19 protein-coding genes are annotated in these 17,435 nt (G+C 59.8%); 10 read left to right on the plus strand and 9 right to left on the minus strand.

Annotated elements, in window-relative coordinates:
* The 3 genes from BJ917_RS32075 to BJ917_RS29305 form a co-directional block, all read left to right on the plus strand.
* On the plus strand, nt 1-228 hold a 228-nt coding region (locus BJ917_RS32075), incomplete at its 5' end, for a hypothetical protein (RefSeq protein WP_218570213.1).
* Nucleotides 225-1,112, plus strand: a complete 888-nt coding sequence (rhtA, locus tag BJ917_RS29300; RefSeq protein WP_096509847.1) for a threonine/homoserine exporter RhtA — start codon at nt 225-227, stop codon at nt 1,110-1,112. The genes BJ917_RS32075 and rhtA, both read left to right, overlap by 4 nt.
* 167 nt (nt 1,113-1,279) lie before the next feature.
* A complete protein-coding gene (locus tag BJ917_RS29305; protein WP_121105804.1) occupies nt 1,280-1,561 on the plus strand; it encodes a hypothetical protein in 282 nt (93 codons plus the stop codon).
* Nucleotides 1,562-1,579: 18 nt separating this feature from the next.
* Here BJ917_RS29305 and BJ917_RS29310 read toward each other — a convergent pair whose 3' ends face one another.
* Nucleotides 1,580-2,140, minus strand: coding sequence for a TetR/AcrR family transcriptional regulator (locus BJ917_RS29310; protein ID WP_121105806.1), 561 nt, complete (start codon nt 2,138-2,140; stop codon nt 1,580-1,582).
* Nucleotides 2,141-2,231: 91 nt separating this feature from the next.
* On the opposite strand from BJ917_RS29310, the gene BJ917_RS29315 reads away from it, so the two are divergent.
* Both BJ917_RS29315 and BJ917_RS29320 read left to right on the plus strand, forming a co-directional pair.
* A complete protein-coding gene (locus BJ917_RS29315; RefSeq protein ID WP_096509844.1) occupies nt 2,232-2,960 on the plus strand; it encodes an SDR family oxidoreductase in 729 nt (242 codons plus the stop codon).
* A gap of 36 nt (nt 2,961-2,996) precedes the next feature.
* The gene (locus BJ917_RS29320) at nt 2,997-3,587 is read left to right on the plus strand and encodes a 2-hydroxychromene-2-carboxylate isomerase (RefSeq protein WP_096509843.1); all 591 of its coding nucleotides are present in this window, start codon (nt 2,997-2,999) and stop codon (nt 3,585-3,587) included.
* Here BJ917_RS29320 and BJ917_RS29325 read toward each other — a convergent pair.
* The gene (locus BJ917_RS29325) at nt 3,584-4,582 is read right to left on the minus strand and encodes a zinc-dependent alcohol dehydrogenase family protein (RefSeq protein ID WP_121105808.1); all 999 of its coding nucleotides are present in this window, start codon (nt 4,580-4,582) and stop codon (nt 3,584-3,586) included. The genes BJ917_RS29320 and BJ917_RS29325 overlap by 4 nt on opposite strands.
* Before the next feature lie 104 nt (nt 4,583-4,686).
* Between BJ917_RS29325 and BJ917_RS29330 the strand changes: the two genes are divergently transcribed.
* The gene (locus tag BJ917_RS29330; protein WP_177435622.1) at nt 4,687-5,607 is read left to right on the plus strand and encodes a LysR family transcriptional regulator; all 921 of its coding nucleotides are present in this window, start codon (nt 4,687-4,689) and stop codon (nt 5,605-5,607) included.
* Here the strand turns inward: BJ917_RS29330 and BJ917_RS29335 are convergent.
* From BJ917_RS29335 to BJ917_RS29350, 4 genes are all read right to left on the minus strand, one after another.
* Complete coding sequence (locus tag BJ917_RS29335) at nt 5,600-7,408, minus strand: aminopeptidase P family protein (protein ID WP_121105812.1); 1,809 nt, start codon at nt 7,406-7,408, stop codon at nt 5,600-5,602. The genes BJ917_RS29330 and BJ917_RS29335 overlap by 8 nt on opposite strands.
* A gap of 72 nt (nt 7,409-7,480) precedes the next feature.
* On the minus strand, nt 7,481-8,638 hold the full coding sequence (locus tag BJ917_RS29340; protein WP_121105814.1) for an aminotransferase class V-fold PLP-dependent enzyme: 1,158 nt from the start codon (nt 8,636-8,638) through the stop codon (nt 7,481-7,483).
* Nucleotides 8,639-8,843: 205 nt separating this feature from the next.
* The gene (locus BJ917_RS29345) at nt 8,844-9,458 is read right to left on the minus strand and encodes a LysE family translocator (protein WP_096509838.1); all 615 of its coding nucleotides are present in this window, start codon (nt 9,456-9,458) and stop codon (nt 8,844-8,846) included.
* Nucleotides 9,459-9,559: 101 nt separating this feature from the next.
* Entirely contained in the window at nt 9,560-9,829 is a 270-nt protein-coding gene (locus BJ917_RS29350) for a hypothetical protein (protein ID WP_096509837.1), read from the minus strand.
* A gap of 410 nt (nt 9,830-10,239) precedes the next feature.
* On the opposite strand from BJ917_RS29350, the gene msuE reads away from it, so the two are divergent.
* The 4 genes from msuE (at nt 10,240) to BJ917_RS29370 (ending at nt 14,410) form a co-directional block, all read left to right on the plus strand.
* Complete coding sequence (msuE, locus tag BJ917_RS29355; RefSeq protein WP_096509836.1) at nt 10,240-10,803, plus strand: FMN reductase; 564 nt, start codon at nt 10,240-10,242, stop codon at nt 10,801-10,803.
* A 10-nt stretch (nt 10,804-10,813) separates the two neighbouring features.
* A complete protein-coding gene (gene ssuD, locus BJ917_RS29360; RefSeq protein WP_121105816.1) occupies nt 10,814-11,959 on the plus strand; it encodes an FMNH2-dependent alkanesulfonate monooxygenase in 1,146 nt (381 codons plus the stop codon).
* 135 nt (nt 11,960-12,094) lie between these two features.
* Complete coding sequence (locus BJ917_RS29365; protein WP_096509834.1) at nt 12,095-13,282, plus strand: acyl-CoA dehydrogenase family protein; 1,188 nt, start codon at nt 12,095-12,097, stop codon at nt 13,280-13,282.
* A gap of 24 nt (nt 13,283-13,306) precedes the next feature.
* On the plus strand, nt 13,307-14,410 hold the full coding sequence (locus BJ917_RS29370; protein WP_096509833.1) for a sigma-54-dependent Fis family transcriptional regulator: 1,104 nt from the start codon (nt 13,307-13,309) through the stop codon (nt 14,408-14,410).
* 149 nt (nt 14,411-14,559) lie between these two features.
* Here BJ917_RS29370 and BJ917_RS29375 read toward each other — a convergent pair whose 3' ends face one another.
* From BJ917_RS29375 to BJ917_RS29385, 3 genes are all read right to left on the minus strand, one after another.
* A complete protein-coding gene (locus BJ917_RS29375) occupies nt 14,560-15,330 on the minus strand; it encodes a MetQ/NlpA family ABC transporter substrate-binding protein (protein WP_121105818.1) in 771 nt (256 codons plus the stop codon).
* Between the two features lie 89 nt (nt 15,331-15,419).
* On the minus strand, nt 15,420-16,085 hold the full coding sequence (locus BJ917_RS29380) for a methionine ABC transporter permease (protein WP_121105820.1): 666 nt from the start codon (nt 16,083-16,085) through the stop codon (nt 15,420-15,422).
* A gap of 2 nt (nt 16,086-16,087) precedes the next feature.
* A complete protein-coding gene (locus BJ917_RS29385; protein ID WP_121105822.1) occupies nt 16,088-17,311 on the minus strand; it encodes an SfnB family sulfur acquisition oxidoreductase in 1,224 nt (407 codons plus the stop codon).
* Nucleotides 17,312-17,435: the final 124 nt, after the last annotated feature.

Below are 17,435 nucleotides of genomic sequence, written 5' to 3' on the forward strand. Positions count from 1 at the left end.
GAAAAACTGCGTAACTCATTGTTTACCAAGGAGTTTTCCGTTTCGACTGCGCCGGAAGTGGGGCGAATTATAGGCTTCCAGAATCTGCCGTCAAGTCCTGATTTGGTTTTTCTATCAGCACGTACAAATTCGCCGCTTATATATAGACTAGCCAGCCACGATTGCGCAGTATATTGCCCAATACAAGACAGTACCCAGCTCCCTACTTCGGACGATGCCACTCAATGAACGATCAGCCTCGCAGCCTTGCCTCGACCTTGTTTTCGGTAGGCCTGCTTTTAATAGCCATGGCATCGATCCAGTCCGGAGCCTCCCTGGCTAAAAGCATGTTCCCTGTCATCGGCGCTCAGGGGACCACAACCCTTCGCCTGATCTTTGCCAGCGTCATCATGTTGCTACTCCTGCGCCCATGGCGAGCGAAGCTCACTGCCAAGTCCCTGCGCACTGTCATCGTTTACGGTATGGCGCTGGGCGGCATGAATTTCCTCTTCTATATGTCCTTGCGCACAGTTCCCCTGGGAATTGCGGTAGCACTGGAGTTCACCGGTCCATTGGCCGTAGCCATCTACGCTTCACGCAGGGCAATCGACTTTCTCTGGATCGCCCTCGCGGCGGTCGGATTGTTGCTGCTGATACCGACCGGTGCAACGACCGCGGGCATCGATCTGTTAGGCGCCGGGTACGCATTGGGCGCTGGAGTCTGCTGGGCGCTGTACATTCTTTTCGGTCAAAAGGCTGGCGCTGACAATGGCGTGCAGACTGCTGCGCTGGGCGTAATGATCGCCGCCCTGTTCGTAGCCCCCATCGGTATCGTTCATGCGGGTGCGGCCCTGCTGACGCCATCATTGATCCCGGTGGCCATCGGGGTCGCTCTATTGTCCACAGCCCTTCCCTATACGCTGGAAATGGTCGCCCTGACACGCATGCCAGCCAGGACCTTTGGCACATTGATGAGCATTGAACCCGCATTCGGTGCGCTGTCAGGCTTGCTGTTCCTTCATGAATACCTCTCCCTTTCACAGTGGATGGCCATCCTGTGCATCATTCTGGCATCCGTCGGCGCCACCATGACCATGGGGAGTACCGTCAAGCCCGCAGTTGCGGCGGATTAGCGCAAGATTTGACGAGACGCTGGTATTTGCCGCCCGTTTAGGCCATGTTTAGGTCCGCAACCCAGTGCCAGACATGGATATTTCAGGACAGGGATATCAGAACGCTTCATGCAAAAGCGAATTTTGCCAGACCGGGCCCCAGATCCGGAAACGCACCAAGGACAGCAATGAAACGAATTTTGATACTGATCGCCGTACTTGCAGTTGCGGGCTGCGCGGCGACTTCGAAAACGCAAATAAAACACGGCAGGAAGGGGCTGCACATCAACTGTTCAGGACTGTCTTCTTCTTGGGACAAGTGCTACGCCAGCGCTGCCAACTCGTGTGCCCCCAAGGGATACAAGGTCATCGCCAAATCAGGGGATGCCGTGGAAGAACCCGGGGACTATCCGTTCGGCCTCAACCCCGCCGGGTATACCAGCCGCAGCATGATTGTCATCTGCAAATAGAAAACCGATACCTCGCCGTCAGGCTCTCGAACCAGCGATCTGACGGCCGATCTCTGTGTAACTCGACTTCAACACCGTACGCTGAAGCTCCGGCGTGGCGAGCATCCGCGCCACCACCAACGCACCAATACATTGCGACAGGATGGCCCAGGCCAGGCTATCGCTCTCCAGCACCTGCGCCCAACTCTCCTGAAGTCGACAAATCCAGTGCTCCGCCTGCTGTCGGATCATCACATCGGAACGGGCAATCTCGGCGCCCAATGCCGGCAATGCACAGCCGGTTTCCGGATGATCCACATGGGACATGCTGAGGTAGTGCTTCAGGCAACGCTCAAGCTTGTCGCGATCCTGATCAGCCCCCAAACGCTCCATACTCTGGCGCAACTCATGTTCGACTATTGAAGCGAACAACTCGTCCTTCGACGAAAAGTGGCTGTAAAAAGCGCCTCCACTCAAGCCGATGGCTTTCATCAGGCCGTCGACACCCACGGTGGAAAAGCCGGACGCCTTGGCAGACACCGCACTGCTCTGCAGCAGTTTTTCCCTTGTTTCCAGCTTGTGATTGGCTGAGTAACGCATGCCCTTCCCTCAGAGATGATCGTCTTGACGCTGATCGAATCGTAGCATAACGTTCGTTTAGTTAACGATCGTTTACCAAAGGGATCTATCCATGAATAACAAGAAGGTCGTACTGGTCGTCGGCGCAGGTGATGCCACGGGTGGCGCCATCGCCAAACGTTTTGCGCAGGGAGGATTTGTCGCCTGTGTCACCCGGCGCAGCGCGGATAAGCTTCAGCCGTTGGTGGATTCCATCAAGGCCTCTGGCGGTGAGGCCCACGGTTTTGCCTGCGATGCCCGCAAGGAAGAAGACGTAGTGGCACTGGTCGAGCAGATCGAAAGCGAGATTGGCCCCATTGAAGCGTTCGTGTTCAACATCGGCGCCAACGTGCCTTGCAGCATTCTTGAAGAAACTGCCCGCAAGTATTTCAAGATTTGGGAAATGGCCTGTTTCTCAGGGTTTCTCAATGCCCGTGAAGTGGCCAAGCGCATGGCCCAGCGACAACGGGGTACGATCCTGTTTACCGGTGCCACCGCCGGCATGCGCGGTGCCGCCGGTTTTGCCGCATTCGCGGGCGCCAAGCACGGGATCCGCGCGCTGGCGCAAAGCATGGCCCGTGAACTCGGGCCGATGAACATTCACGTTGCGCACATCATCGTCGACGGCGCCATCGACACCGATTTCATCCGCGAAAGCTTCCCTGAAAAATACGCGACCAAGGACCAGGACGGCATTCTCAATCCCGACCACATTGCCGAGAATTACTGGTACCTGCACAGCCAGCCCCGCGACGCCTGGACCTTCGAGCTGGACCTGCGCCCCTGGAGCGAACGCTGGTAAGCCCTCCCCCACAACAATAAGCAGAGTGCATCGACCATGAGCAAAACCGTGGAATTCCTGTTCGATCTGGGCAGCCCCGCTACGTACCTGGCATACACCCAGCTACCGAAAATCTGTGAGCAAACCGACAGCCAGTTGATCTACGTTCCGATCTTGCTCGGTGGCGTGTTCAAAGCCACCGGCAATGCCACCCCGGCGGCCATTCCGGCCAAGGGGCGCTATATGTTTCAGGATCTCGACCGATATGCGAAACGCTATGGCGTGCCGTTGAAGTTCAATCCGCATTTCCCGATTAACACGCTGATGCTCATGCGCGCCGTCACCGGCATGCAGCTACGCCATCCTGAACGTTTCGCGGCATTCATCGATTGCCTATTCAAAGCGCTGTGGGTTGAAGGCCACAACCTCAATGAACCGGCAACCGTTGCCACTGTACTGAGTCAAAACGGTTTCGATCCCAACGAAGTGCTGGCCCTGACAGCCGATGAGGACGTCAAGGCCGTGCTCAAGGACAACACCGAGAAAGCAGTGCAACGCGGTGTATTCGGTGCCCCGAGCATGTTTGTCAGTGGCCAGCTGTTTTTCGGCCAGGACCGACTGGAATTCGTCCGCGAAGCCCTGAGTTAAATCTCGATGACCAACCGCCCCTGCGCCGCTCCCGACAGGAGCAGCCCATGGGCGGCCTCGGCAGTGTGCAGAGTGAAACGGCGCGGATCGATAATGGGTGTGAGCTTGCCCGCCTCGATCAGACGCGCCGCCTCGCGCAAAATTTCACCATGACGCTCACGCCCCTGGCCCGTCAACAACGGCAACAAGGTGAACACCCCGGAATAACTCGCCCCGCGAAACGACAGCGGCGCGAGACTGTGTTGCCCCCAGCCCAGACAACTCACCACATGACCGTGATACATCCGCACAGCCTTGAAGGACGCATCCAGGGTTTCGCCTCCCACAGTGTCATAGACAATATCGAAGCCCTCCCCGGCCGTGTGCTCAGCCACATAATCGTCGACTGAAGCGTTGCGGTAATCGATAAAGGTCGCGCCCAATGCTTCTATGATCCCCTGCTGCCGCGCAGAGCCGGTAGCGAATACCTCTGCACCAAATGCACGAGCGATTTGTACAGCGACATGCCCTACACCACCCGCCCCGCCGTGAATCAACACTTTGTGCCCCACCCTTACCCGAGCCCGGTCGACCAACCCTTCCCATGCCGTGATGATCACCAACGGCAACCCGGCCGCTTCACGCATGCTCAGATTGCCCGGTTTTCGCGCCAGCAGCCGTGCATCGACCACCGCGTACTCAGCCAACGAACCCTGAACCCCACCAATCCCCGTCGCCATGGCGTAGACCTCCTCGCCCAGCACCCAGCCACTGACGCCTTCTCCCGACGCCTCCACGACTCCCGCCAGATCCATGCCCAACACCGCCGGCAGCGGCTGCCGTGCATGAGCGGCTTGACCCGAACGAATCTTGCCGTCCAATGGATTCACCCCACTGGCCACTATCCGTATCAATACCTGTCCAGCGCCAGGTACAGGCCGCTGTATGGAAGCCAAGCGTAGTGGCGCGTTAGCCGAGTCAACAATCAGTGCGCGCATTTGCAGTGAGTCAGTCATTTCGCCTATTTCCGTCAGAGGTGGTTGTAGGACTGATCTTCCTCCCACGCGCTCATGCCGATAAGACGCTATATAGCTATAGTAAGCATGCCCCTTTGGCATGAATGAGGCCCCCTGTGGATAAGCTCAATGCAATGGCTACTTTCGTGCGAGTCGTCGAACGCGGCAGTTTTTCCGCCGTCGCCCGGGAGCTGCAGACCAGCCAGCCGACCATCAGCAAAGTGCTGCGAGCGCTGGAATCACAGCTGGGGGGAAAGCTGCTCGCCCGCAGTACCCGACGGCTTTCCCTGACTGATGAAGGGCAGCGTTACTACAACGAATGCCGACAAATCCTCGCAGCGGTGGACGCCGCCGAGAACAGCTTTCAGTCCGGCCGGGAAATCATCGCCGGGCCACTGAGAATTGGCTCCTCGGTCAGTTTCGGGCGCTTGCAGATTGCTACGCGCCTGCCGGAATTTCTCAGGCGTCATCCCGAAGTTCAGATTGACTTGCAACTGAGCGATCAGAATCAGGATCTGGTCAGCGAAGGTCTGGATGTCACATTCAGGATTGGCGCGCTGAACGACAGCGGTCTGATCGCCCGCCATATCGGCATCACTCACCGAGTGACTGTCGCAACGCCGGATTACCTGGTTCAACACGGCCTGCCGCAAACGCCCGAGGAACTCAGCAGACACAACTGCCTGCTGTTCAATTTACTGACCAGTCAGAATCTTTGGATTTATGAGAAAGATACCCAGCGCTACGAAGTGCGGATCAAGGGCAATGCGCAAAGCAACAATTCCGAAGCGATTCGCGAGATGGTGCTTGGAGGTTTGGGGATCGCGTTGTCGCCGGTATGGCTGTTCAGCGAGGATCTGAAAGCCGGGAGAGTGACGGCAATATTGCAGGAATACACCGCGCAGTCGTTGCCGATACATGCCGTGTCCCCGGCGAATCGTCGCCAATCCGCCAGGGTCAAAGCCTTTGTCGACTACATGAGCCAGGCGCTGGAATCAGCGCCGGAGCTACAGCCGATTAAATAGCCGCAGTGCGTGTGTTCAACCACTCAAGGGCCGCACCGTCGAGCAACGGACTCAGGCGCTCACGCACTTCGGCGTGATAAGCGTTGAACCACTGCTTTTCTTCCTCGCTCAGCAACGACGGTTCCAGGCAACGGGTGTCGATCGGGCACAGCGTCAGGGTTTCGAATTTCAGGAACTCGCCGAATTCACTGCTGCCTGCTTCACGGTTCATCGCCAGGTTCTCGATGCGCACACCCCAACGACCCGGACGGTAGGTGCCTGGTTCGATGGAAGTGATCATGCCCGGTTGCATCGCGGTTTGCGGTGCAGGCGCGGCTTGATAGGCGATGACTTGCGGACCTTCGTGAACATTGAGGAAGTAACCCACGCCGTGACCGGTGCCGTGACCATAGTCGACGCTTTCGGCCCAGATCGGCGCGCGGGCGATGGCATCGAGCAGTGGCGACAGAATGCCTTTGGGAAACTGCGCACGAGACAAGGCAATCACGCCCTTGAGTACGCGGGTGCAATCGCGCTTCTGCTCGGCGGTCGGCGTTCCCACCGCTACCATTCGCGTGATATCGGTCGTTCCGCCCAGATACTGGCCACCGGAGTCGATCAGCAACAGACCGTCGCCCTCGATCACCGCGTGCTCTTCTTCAGTGGCGTGGTAATGCGGCATGGCGCCGTTGGCGTTGAACGCGGCAATGGTGTTGAAGCTCAACGAAACGTAACCCGGACGACGTTCACGTGCGGCGGTGAGTTTCTCGTCGATGGTCAGTTCGGTGATGTGCTCACGGCCCAGCGCCGAATCGAGCCAGGTGAAAAACTCACAGAGCGCCGCCCCGTCCTGCTCCATGGCCTGACGGATGTGCTCGGCATCGGCCAGGCTTTTCTGCGATTTGGCCAGGGTGGTCGGGTTGTGACCCTCGATCAGCTTCACGCCGCTGTCGAGGTTATCGAGCAGCCCCGCCGTCACACGTGCCGGATCGACCAGCAGCTTCGCACCGCTCGGCACGGCGCGCAGTGCATCAGCCACTTCGCTGTAATCGCGCAGGGTCACGCCGTCCTGTTCCAGGACCGCGCGCAGCTCCGCATCGACCTTGCTCAGCGCCACGAACAGCGTTGCCTGTTGCTGGCTGATCAAAGCGAAGGAAACGAAGACCGGGTTAAACGACACATCGCCGCCACGCAGGTTGAACAGCCAGGCGATGTCATCGAGGGTGGCGATGAAGTGCCAGTCGGCACCCTTGGCCTGCAAGGATTCACGCAGCTTGGCGAGTTTTTCGCCGCGGCTGACGGTGGCTTGCGGTGGCAAGTGCTGATAGATCGGCTCGTTCGGCAGAATCGGGCGATTTTTCCAGACTTCGTTCAACAGATCGATGTCGGTGCGCAGGCGTGCGCCACGCTCCTGGAGTTTGCTGCCCAGGGTGCGCGCCGAGGCCACGGCCATGACTGCACCATCGACCGCGACCACGCCGCCTTCAGGGGTTTGCTCAGCCAGCCAGTCCAGAGGACTCGGTTGCCCCGGTTGCAGCTTGACCAGTTCGATGCCGCTGCCCTTTAGCTCCTTGGTCGCCTGTTCCCAATAACGGCTGTCGGCCCAGACCCCGGCAAAGTCCGGGGTCACGATCAGGGTGCCGACAGAACCATGGAAACCGGACAACCACTGGCGCCCTTGCCAATAGCCCGGCAGGTATTCGGACAGGTGCGGGTCGGCCGACGGCACCAGAAGCGCGTGAATGCCCTCCCGGCTCATCAGCTCGCGGGTTTGCGCCAGGCGCTGGGGCACAGACCCATCGATTGAAGACTGCGTATTCATCGTAACTCCTGCTAACCACTCATCATTATTGTGTTGTTGTGTCGGTGCCGATCAGTGCCGGTACCAATCGCCCTATTGCCAGAATGCCGGAGCACTGGCGCAGGCCGCTTTAATCAGTTGTGCCGCTTGATCGATATCCTGCTCGGTGGTGAAACGTCCCAGGCTCAAGCGAATGGTGCGACTCGCCGCGCGAGCGTCATGCCCCAGTGCCAGCAGCACATGGGACGGCGCATTGCTTGCAGAATTGCAGGCCGAGGTCGCCGAAAACGCGATCGAGGCCAGCAAGGCCGTCGAATTGAACTCACCTTCACTGAAGGTCAGGCTCAGGGTGTGCGGGATGCGTTGGGTCGGGCTGCCGTTGAGTCGCACACCCGCAATACCGAGCAATTGCTTGAGCAAGCGCTCACGCAAACCCACGATCAAGGCCTTTTCTTCATCGAACGAAGCGGCTGCCAGTGCGAAAGCTTCGCCCATCGCGACAATCTGATGAGTCGCCAGGGTGCCGGAGCGCAATCCGCCCTCGTGCCCGCCGCCGTGGATCTGTGCCAGCAAGCGCTGTTGCGTCCGCGGGCCGACATACAGGGCGCCAATGCCCTTGGGGCCATAGAGTTTGTGCGCCGAAAACGACATCAGGTCCACCGGCCATTCGGCCAGGTCGATTGCCACTTTACCTGCGCCCTGGGCCGCGTCGACATGGAACAGCGCACCGCGATTGCGCACCACCTGGCCGATGGCCGGGATGTCGTTGACGGTGCCCAGCTCGTTGTTGACCAGCATCAGCGAGACCAGGAAGGTGTCCTCGCGCATGGCTTCGCTGACGGCTTGCGCGGTGATCAGGCCATCGGCGTCCGGCACCAGGAACGTCACCGCGATGCCGGCGTCCTGCAACTGCTTCGCGGTATCGAGGATTGCCTTGTGTTCGATCTGGCTGGTGATGATGTGGCCGCCGGCAATGCCCCGCGCCTGGGCGACACCCTTGAGGGCGAGGTTGTTGGATTCGGTGGCGCCGGAGGTCCAGACGATCTGCTCAGGTTGCGCGCCGACCAGTTCGGCGACCTGGCGCCGCGCCTGTTCGACCGATTGCCGGGCCTGCTGGCCGAACGCGTGGGAGCTGGAGGCCGGGTTGCCGAAATTGCCGTTGAACCCCAGACACTCGACCATGACCTTGATGACCCGCTCATCCACCGGCGTGGTGGCGGCGTAGTCGAAATACAGCGGACGTTTATTCATAAAAGACTCGCAGAGCGTGTTCCGGGATCAGGAAGCTCGTGACTGAAAACGTCGAGACGCAGCCTCGTAAGCTGCGTCCGGGTTCAGAACGTTACCAATACCTGATCGGATGCCGTTAAAGAAGTACAACTTCATTTAAAAGTGCGTAGGAACGCTCCTGAAAAGCCAGCTTAACAGGCATCGGGCAACCGGTTGAAGCAATGCGTCAGCTAAAGCTTTCGAGCAATATCGGATACAGCGATGCCACCAGCAGCGCGGCCATGCCCCAATTGAACAGACGCAACCAGCGTCGGTCCTTCAGCACGTTGCGCAACAGCGTGCCGCATGCCGCCCAGACACCGACGCTCGGCAGGTTGATCACCGCGAACACCGCGGCAATCACGATCACATTGGTGAAGTAACCCTGCATTGGTGTGTAAGTGGTAATGGCGCCGATGGCCATGATCCAGGCCTTGGGGTTGACCCACTGGAACGCAGCGGCGCCGAGGTAGCTGATCGGTTTGGCCTCACCGTTCTCGCTGTCCGAGACCGGCCCGGAATGGGCGATTTTCCACGCCAGATACAGCAAGTACGCCGCGCCGACGTAGCGCAGCACCGTATAGAGCACAGGGTAAGTCTGGAATACCGCGCCCAGGCCGAAACCGACCGCCACAACCAGCACGAAGAAGCCGCAGGTGATGCCAAGCATATGGGGAATGGTGCGGTTGAAGCCGAAGTTCACGCCGGATGCCAGCAACATCGTGTTGTTCGGGCCGGGCGTGATCGAGGTGACAAGGGCAAATAGCGCAAAGCCCATCAGCAGATCGAGCGAGAGTGTCATGGGTGGCAGTCCGTCAGGGTCGGTCAGGTATTGACCCTATCGCACACCTCGGGGGAAACCCACGGACAGTTAGGTGAAAGTTCGAGCAGTACAGTTCTTGATCAGCTTGGGCGACCGTGCAGCTGTACAGTTCGCTCGGCATTCATTTCGCCCTGTTTGTCGAAGCCAAAAGTCTTGCGCGGCTCACCGAGCAATTCGGCCTTCTTCGCATGGTACTCGTCGAAGGACAAACCACGGCGATTCAACGCCTCCAGCGCCAGCTCCCGGGTTTCTTCAGCGGTGTAGGGGCGCAGTTCCGGGGAAACATGACTGGCACATCCGGCGAGAACGGAGAGGGTCAGCATCAGGAAAGTGGTGATGAGGGTTTTCATGTCGAGCATCCTGGCAAACTGGGTTCGGGGCAATGAACACAGGCTACTCGCGCCTTCGAACGGGCAGAAATCAACGCTCTCGATAGTCGTTATCGCGTTTTTCTAATTGGCTCGCCATTCAGCACCTTATATTCCATAAGGAAATATAAATATTAAATAAACTTCTTTTACGGAATAAAAACGAAGCTTTATAACGAGTGCATCCGCTGATGAACTGTTGCTCTCACAACTGTTCGCCACGCAACAGTCATTCAACAAACAACCCTGAATTTTCAACAGTGTGGACTGATCAACGCGCTGCAGGCCCCGTAAAACCTGGCTTCGAGGGATTGGTACAGCTCTTGCTCAAGGGGGAGAAGCCCAGTGATGACTCACTGCTTCCCCAGCAACTGTTTAAAAAGGAACTGATCATGTCGCGTCCATTGAAAGTCGTTGCCGTTTCCGGCGGTACCTGGCGCCCCTCCCGCACCCTGGTGCTGACTCAAGCGTTGTTGGCGCAATTGGCCGGGCATCTGCCGATCGAGAGCACGCTGATCGAACTGGGCGATATCGCCCGGCCACTGGGCGCGGCGCTATCCCGTCAGGAAGTGAGTGCGCAAATCGAAGCTGAGCTGCAGGCGATTGAAAGTGCCGATCTGCTGATTGTCGCCGCACCGGTGTATCGCGGTTCCTACCCTGGCCTGCTCAAGCACCTGTTCGACCTGATCGATCTGAATGCACTGATCAACACCCCGGTGTTGCTGGCTGCCACTGGTGGCAGCGAACGACATGCACTGGTGCTCGATCATCAGTTGCGGCCGCTGTTCAGTTTCTTCCAGGCGCTGACTTTGCCGATTGGCGTGTATGCCACCGAAGCCGATTTTTCCAATTACCAAATAACCAGTGAGCCCTTGAAGGCCCGCATTCGATTGGCTGCAGAACGCGCCGCTCCCTTGTTCAGTGCCTATCCCGACCCTCTGCTGAAAATCGCTTAAGGACTTCTTCATGGATGTTTTCTGGTTTCTGCCCACCCACGGCGATGGCCATTACCTGGGCACCACCCAGGGTGCGCGCCCGGTCACCCTCAACTACCTGAAACAAGTGGCCCAGGCCGCCGACAGCCTGGGTTACCACGGCGTGCTGATTCCCACCGGGCGTTCCTGCGAGGATTCGTGGGTGATCGCTTCGGCGCTGGTGCCACTGACCGAACGCCTGCGTTATCTGGTAGCGATCCGCCCGGGAATCATTTCGCCGACCGTATCGGCGCGCATGGCCGCCACCCTGGACCGCCTGTCCAACGGCCGCTTGCTGATCAATGTGGTGACCGGCGGCGATCCCGATGAAAACCGCGGTGACGGCAGCTTCCTCGATCACAGCGAACGCTACGAAGTGACCGACGAATTTTTGAAGATCTGGCGCCGGGTGTTGCAAGGTGAGTCAGTGGATTTCGAGGGCAAACACCTGCGGGTGCAGAACGCCAAGGCGTTGTATCCGCCGGTGCAGAAACCCTATCCACCGCTGTATTTCGGCGGTTCGTCCGATGCTGCTCATGACCTGGCCGCCGAGCAGGTCGATGTCTACCTGACTTGGGGCGAACCACCGGCCGCCGTGGCGCAAAAACTCGCCGATGTTCGTGAGCGGGCCGCCCGTCACGGGCGCACGGTGAAGTTCGGCATTCGCCTGCATGTGATCGTTCGCGATAGCGCCGAAGAGGCGTGGAAAGCCGCGGACAAACTGATCGAACACATCAGCGACGAAACCATCGCCGCCGCGCAGAAGTCATTCTCGCGTTTCGATTCCGAAGGCCAGCGGCGCATGGCCGCCCTGCATGACGGGCGTCGCGACAACCTGGAGATCTCGCCGAATTTGTGGGCCGGTGTCGGCCTGGTACGCGGTGGCGCCGGGACGGCGCTGGTGGGCGACCCACAGCAAGTGGCGGCACGCATCAAGGAGTATGCGGACCTCGGGATCGAGAGTTTCATCTTCTCCGGCTACCCGCACCTCGAAGAAGCGTATCGCTTTGCCGAACTGGTGTTTCCGCTGCTGCCGGAACCGTACGCCAGCCTTGCCGGGCGGGGCGTCACCAACCTCACCGGGCCGTTTGGCGAAATGATTGCCAATGATGTGCTCCCGGCCAAAGCCACTGCCTGACCCTGCAATCCCTGTAGGAGCGAGCCTGCTCGCGAAGACGGCAGCACATCCAGCAATGATGTGACTGACAGAACGCTTTCGCGAGCAGGCTCGCTCCCACAGGGAGTCTGTGTCGATTTCACTGAGGAAACCCGCGTGACTGCCAAGCCGCACAGCGCCCTGATATCCCCGCTGCAAACCGCCCGCCAATTGGCCGCCGGGTTTGCCTTGACTGCCGTCGAGCGCGACGAGCGTGGCGGTACGCCCAAGGCCGAGCGTGACGCCCTGCGTCAAAGCGGCCTGCTGGCGTTAAGTATTCCCACCCGGTTCGGTGGTCTTGGCGCCCACTGGAGTGAAACCCTGAACGTCGTGCGCGAGTTCGCCAAGGTCGACAGTTCGATTGCCCATGTCTTCGGTTTCCATCACCTGATGCTCGCTACCGTGCGCCTGTTCGCCCGCCCCGAACAATGGCAGCCATGGTTCGAACAGACCGCCCGCCAGAACTGGTTCTGGGGCAACGCCCTCAATCCGCTGGACACCCGCACCGTGGTGAAAAACCTCGGTGGTTGGCGTGAGTTTTCCGGAAAGAAGAGCTTCTGCTCCGGCGCCAGCGATTCGCAAATGCTCATTGCCTCGGCGGTGGATGAAAGCGCTGGCGGAAAGCTGTTGATCGCCGCCATTCCCAGCGGTCGCAGCGGCATCACCTTGCACAACGACTGGAACAACATGGGCCAGCGCCAGACCGACAGCGGCAGCGCCACGTTCGAACGGGTGCGCGTCGAGGAATCGGAACTGTTGCTTGATCCGGGGCCGCTGAGTACGCCGTTCGCCTGCCTTCGCCCGCTGATCGCCCAGCTCACGTTCACCCACCTGTTTCTCGGCATCGCCGAAGGCGCCTTCGAAGAAGCGCGGCAATACACGCTGACCGAGACCCGTCCGTGGCACAAATCCACGGTTCGGGATGTGCGTCAGGACCCTTATGTACTCGGCCACTTCGGCGAGTTCTGGGTGGCGCTCGAAGGTGTCCGGTTGCTGGTGGAGCGCGCCGCCGAACGGCTCGACCAGGCCTGGGCCAAAGGTCCGGATCTGAGTGCTGAAGAGCGCGGACATCTGGCCACGGCCATCGCCACGGCCAAGGTCGCCGCGACCCGCCATGGCCTGGAGTTGTGTAGCCGCTTGTTCGAAGTGACCGGCGCGCGTTCGACCCACGCCTCTCTGCGCCTGGACCGTTACTGGCGCAACCTGCGCACCCAGACCCTGCATGACCCGGTGGACTACAAGATTCACGAACTGGGTGACTGGGCGCTGAACCAGGCCTTGCCGATTCCGACTTTCTATTCCTAGCCTGCCCTCATTGGAGCGTGCCTTATGCAACTGCTGACCTTACCGCCCTCGCCCGCTCTGGCGACATCGATCCGCGCCACCGCGCAGGTGTTCGAAGACCCGAAATCCCAGGCCTTGCTCGCGCACCTGCAACAAGTCGCGCCGAGTGAAGCCAGCGTGCTGATCATTGGCGAAACCGGCACCGGCAAAGAGCTGGTGGCGCGGCACATCCACAACCTAAGCGCCCGGCGCAACCGGCCATTCGTGGCGGTGAACTGCGGCGCGTTCTCCGAATCCCTGGTCGAGGCCGAGCTGTTCGGCCATGAAAAAGGCGCGTTTACCGGCGCATTGAGCGCCAAGGCCGGCTGGTTCGAAGAGGCTGACGGCGGCACGCTGTTCCTCGATGAAATCGGTGATTTGCCGATGGCGATCCAGGTCAAGTTGTTGCGCGTACTGCAGGAGCGCGAAGTAGTGCGCCTGGGTTCGCGCAAGAGCATTCCCATCAATGTGCGAGTGCTGGCAGCGACCAACGTGCAACTGGAAAAAGCCATCAACGCTGGGCATTTTCGCGAAGACCTGTATTACCGGCTCGATGTGGTCAGCCTGGAGTTGAGTCCACTGCGCGATCGTCCCGGCGACATCTTGCCGCTGACCCGCCACTTCATCGACGCCTACAGCCAGCGCCTGGGCTACGGCAGTATCACCATCAGCAAAGAGGCTGAACTGAAACTGCGCGGCTACAGTTGGCCGGGCAACATTCGCGAACTGGAAAACGTCATTCACCACACCCTGCTGATTTGCCGCAACGGCGTGATCGAACGCGACGACCTGCGCCTGTCGAACATGCGTATCGAGCGTCAGGATGACCACCAGGCGCAGGTCGATGACTCTGCCCAGGCGCTGCTGGATCGTGCTTTCCAAAAGCTCTTCGAAGAACAGGCGGGTGCGCTGCACGAAAAAGTCGAAGACGCCCTGTTGCGCGCCGCCTACCGATTCAGCCACTACAACCAGGTGCACACCGCCGCGTTGCTGGGCCTGAGCCGCAACGTGACCCGCACGCGCCTGATCAAGATCGGCGAACTGGCGGTGAACAAGCGCCGGCCCACGGAAAACGTGCAGGGCGAGCGCTTGATGCAGCTGTCGATCTGAGTCACCAGCGCAGCTTCTGGAATTGGAGGCAAATCCAGAATCAGCGGTGCGGCCTTCGCGGGCAAGCCCGCTCCCACAGGGTTTGTGAACAACACCAATCCTGTGGGAGCTGGCTTGCCAGCGACGGCATCCTAAGGGCCAACGAAAAATCAGAACCCTGGCGCAATCTGCCCTTTGTAGCGCGTCAGAATGAACTGGCGCACGTCATCGGAGTTCAACGCCTTGGCCAGTTTCTGCAGGCCCGGGTCGTTGATGTTGTCTGGCCGGGCCACCAGGAACTCGATATACAGGCTCTTGCCCTTCTCGACGATCAACGCACTGTTGGTGTCGATCCCCGCTTCCAGCGCGTAATTGGCAAACACGAACGCCAGGTCCACCTGGCTCACTGAACGTGCCAGCAATGCACCTTCCAGCTCACGGATTTTCAGGTGCTTGGGGTTTTCGGCGATGTCCCGTTGGGTTGCCAGGGTATTGCTCGGGTCCTTGAGTTTGATCAGCCCGGCTTCGTGCAGCAGCACCAGCGCGCGCCCGGTGTTCACCGGATCGTTGGGGATCGACACGGTGGCGCCGTCCTTGAGCTCGGAGATGTTTTTGATCTTGGTCGAATAAGCCCCGAACGGCTCGATGTGCACACCGACCACCGGCACCAGATCGGTATGGCGGGTCTTGTTGTAATCATCGAGGAACGGCCGGTACTGGTAATAGTTGGCGTCGAGATTCTTCAGCGCCAGTTGCTGGTTCGGCTGGATGAAGTCGGTGAACACCTTGATGTCCAGGTCCACGCCTTCCTTGGCCAGGGCCGGTTTGACGAACTCGAGGATTTCCGCGTGGGGAACCGGCGTAGCGCCGACGGTGAGTTTTTCATTGGCGTGAACGCTCAACGAGACGAGGGCAGCCAGAATGGCCAGGGTCTTTTTCATGCTGTGCTCCTAGGCATATTTCAAGTGGCCGTCGTGGGGCGGACGTGGGGCCGGTTTTTTGTTTCTATTAAACAGAAGGAATCGAATGCTTATCGCCGGCTGTAACGCGCCACCAGACGGTCGCCACTCATTTGCAGGGCCTGGACCAGGATCAACAGCAGCACCACGGTGACCACCATCACGTCCGTCTGGAATCGCTGATAGCCATAGCGGATCGCCAGATCGCCAAGACCACCACCACCTATCACCCCGGCCATCGCCGTGTAATCGACCAGCACGATCGCGGTCACCGTGACCGCCGCCAACAGCCCTCCCCTGGCTTCAGGCAACAAGGTGTGGCGGATGATCTGCCAGGTATTGGCGCCCATGGCCTGGGTCGCTTCCACCACGCCGCGGTCGACTTCCCGCAACGCGGTTTCCACCAGTCGTGCGAAAAACGGCGTGCACCCCACCACCAACGGCGGAATGGTCCCCGGCACACCCAGCGAGGTGCCCACCAGCAAGGTAGTCAGGGGAATCAGCACGATCAGCAAAATGATGAACGGCAGCGAACGCAGCATGTTCACGATCACCGACAGCACCCGGTAAATACCAGCGGCTTCATGCAATTGGCGCTTGCCGGTGAGGAACAGCAGCACTCCCAGCGGCAGCCCCAGCAGCACGGTAAAACCGAGGGCCGCGCCGAGCATGCTCAGGGTGTCGAGGCAGGCCTGGCCGATGTCCGCCCAGTAAATGTTTTTGAACAGTTCGGCCATGGTCACGACCAATCGTGGCGTGGCGGTTTCACACCGTTGAGCAGCCAGTTGCCGACCACGTGGTACTTCCAGCGCACCGGGTCATGCAGGGTATGCACCCGTGCGTTGCGCCAGTGACGGTCGAAGTTGTGCTTCTTCAAGGTCGAACGGGTACCGCCGAGCTCGAACAACTTGTTGGTGGCTTCGATGGCAATTTCGGTGGTCAGCACCTTGGCCTTGGCCACCGCCAGCGAGGCATGGGCAACATTGTCTTCATCCGGTGCCGGGCGCGCCGCATCCAGCGCTTGACCAGCGCGCTCCAGCAAGGCTTCGGCAGCCTCCAGGCGAATCTCCAGGCCTCCGACCTGAATGATGGTCAGCGGGTCTTCGCTGGCCTTGTCCACGCCCGCATCGATCCATGGCCGGGCTGACTGCCGGACGAACGCGATGGTGTCGCGCAGGGCGGCACGGGCGATGCCGGCGTCGATGGCGGCCGTCGTCAACTGGGCGAACGGGCCGGCCAGGGTCGGGCTCTCATAGGAACGATAAGTCGGGAACAGGTTGAATGCCGGGACGTGCAGATCCTCGGCCAGCACCGTGCCGCTGGAGGTGGTGCGCTGGCCGATGCTGTCCCAGTCGTCGACGACCACCAGCCCCTGGGTACCGCGCTCGACGAAGGCCAACTGGCCCTTTTGCTCTTCATCCAGCGCCAGCACCGCCAGCCAGTGGGCGTAGAGCGAACCGGTGCAATATCCCTTGCGCCCGTTGATCACATAACCGTCGCCGTAGCGACGGACTGTCGCCTGGATGTCCTGTACATTCTTGCCGCCGGTTTCCGACAAGGCATTGGCAAACCGGTGACCTTGCAGCGCCAACGCGAAGAAATGCGCCTGTTGCTCCGGTGTGCCCTGCAGGCGGATGTCTTCCAATAGGCAGTAGTGGTTTTGCGGAATTTGTCCCAGGGACGGATCGGCCGCCGAGATGATCGCGATGACCTGCGCCAGCACGGCATAGGACACCTGCGCGCCGCCGAATGCCTTCGGCACGGTGATCCCCCACAGGCCACTGTTGGAATACAGATCGACGACTTCGGCGGGTACCTGTCGGGTTCGGTCACGCTCGGCGTCCTGCTCCAGCAGGATCGCGGCGACACGCTCGGCTACCCGCAGGGCTTCAGCTTCGTCGACGATCCGGTGGGCGGCCGGCGGGTTGATCGGATAAACGGCAGATTCGGAATAGGCAGACATACAGGACTCTCGATACCAGTGATGACTGAGTCATTGCAGCTTCTGTGCCTGACCGCGCGGGTCAATGTTTACGGGCGTTTAAAGGGCCCTTGGGAGGTTTAAGGATGATGAGGCCGGACAGTCT

Source organism: Pseudomonas sp. WPR_5_2 (assembly GCF_003634475.1).
In the GTDB taxonomy this organism is placed as follows: domain Bacteria; phylum Pseudomonadota; class Gammaproteobacteria; order Pseudomonadales; family Pseudomonadaceae; genus Aquipseudomonas; species Aquipseudomonas izuensis.